At 36.7% G+C, this 1,811-nt stretch carries 1 protein-coding gene; it reads left to right on the forward strand.

Annotation, left to right across the window (positions count from 1 at the left end):
• Window positions 1–86: 86 nt before the first annotated feature.
• Window positions 87–1,811: a methyl-accepting chemotaxis protein gene (locus XJ44_RS03345; protein WP_233119504.1), complete on the forward strand. Its 1,725-nt coding sequence runs from the start codon at window positions 87–89 to the stop codon at window positions 1,809–1,811.

A 1,811-nucleotide genomic window follows, 5' to 3' on the forward strand; every position in this document is an offset into this window, starting at 1 on the left:
GTATCTCTCGCACTGTGGTCACTCGCTTGCGTCTGATTCTGACAACGCGACCGCTGCTGTGACTCTGTCTCTTTTTTTTTTTTTTAATGATCCGGCGCCCCCCGAGATCTCCCCTCTTCCCCTACCCGCCGCTCTCCCGATCTATATTAGAAACAGGTGAAGTACTTGATGAGACAGGTGAGTTATCAATTAATTTTCCAGAGAAGTTAAAAGATATAATTGACAAGATAAAAAACAAGGAAAAAGAATATGACATATACATACCATTTGAATACAATTCTACAAGCACCATAGCAGTTGCTGTACCAGTAAAAGACTTCAGTGATAACGTAGTTGCGGTATTAGTTGGATTATATCCACAAAGCATACTACAAGATATGATAAAAGGGGCAAAGATAGGAGAAAATGGAATAGTAAGTATAATATACGACACGTTAGTGGTGGCACATCCAGATGAAAGTAAAATAAACGAACTAGACATAGCAAAGGAAAAAGGGCTTGAGAAGCTAAAAGAAGAACTCTTATCAAAAGACAAAGGGAGTGTAAGGTATAAATACAATGGATATGAAAAATTTGCAAGCTTTATAAAGATAGATGATTTACCGTTGAAAGTAATGGCTACAATAAATTACTCGGAAGTGATAAAGGAAGCGAAAAATATAGTAAATCTAGGGATACTAACGGGAATAATAGTTGCATTAATAGCAGCGATAATAGCATACTTTGTATCGAAATCAATAAGTAAACCAATAATAGAGATAAGTGAAATAGCAAAGAGAGTATCGGAAAAAGACTTAACGGTAGAGATAAAAGAAAGAAAAGGGAAAGATGAGATAAGTCAACTAACAAATGCGTTTAAGATATTGGTGGATAATTTCAAGCAAACGGTAGGAGAAGTAATGAAACTAAACTCACAAGTATACTCAGTATCACAGTTATTGGACAACCTAGTAGAAGACACAGAAAGAGCAGCAAAAGATGCAACAGAAACGGTAAACAAAGCGACATATGAATTACAAGAAGTAGTATCGGCGACAGAAGAGGCAAACAGTGGAATGGAAGAGATAGCATCAGGCGCGCAAAACATAGCAAACTATGCGGAGAATTTGGCAAGGAAAGCAGAAGAGATGAAAGAGAAGGCAACAGACTCATCAGGAAGAGTAAAAGAACTAAAAGAAGTAATAATGAAAGTAAACGAAACGATGAAGGAGACAGAAAAATCGGTACGTGAGATGGAAGAATCATCAAATATGATAGGGGAAATAGTAGGAACAATATCAAACATAGCGGAACAGACGAATTTACTAGCGCTTAATGCAGCGATAGAAGCGGCAAGAGCAGGAGAAGCAGGAAGGGGATTTGCAGTAGTTGCGGATGAAATAAGGAAACTAGCCGAAGAAAGTAAAAGTCAAACACAAAAGATAGCAGAAGTATTAAATGCAATAAAGGATCAAGCGGTAAACGTGGCAAAATACACAGAAGAAGTAGGGGAAAAGATAGAAGATTCAGTAGAATCATCGGAGAAAGTAAGTGAATCAATAGTGGAATTATTGGAAAAGATAGAAGACATATACGGAATGACAAATGACTTGGCAGCGACATCAGAAGAACAAAGTGGAGCATCAGAAGAAGTAAGTGCGGCAATAGATAGGGTAACAAAGACGTTGATGGAAGTGGAAGAAGAAATAAAACACATGGCAGAACAAGTGGAAAATCAAGCAAAACAAGCATCAGAAGTAAAAATATATTCAGATGATTTAAATAACGCTGTAGAAGGTCTAAATCAATACTTATCAAATTTTAAATTATAA

The sequence above is a fragment of the Thermosipho affectus genome, assembly GCF_001990485.1.
In the GTDB taxonomy this organism is placed as follows: Bacteria; Thermotogota; Thermotogae; order Thermotogales; family Fervidobacteriaceae; genus Thermosipho; species Thermosipho affectus.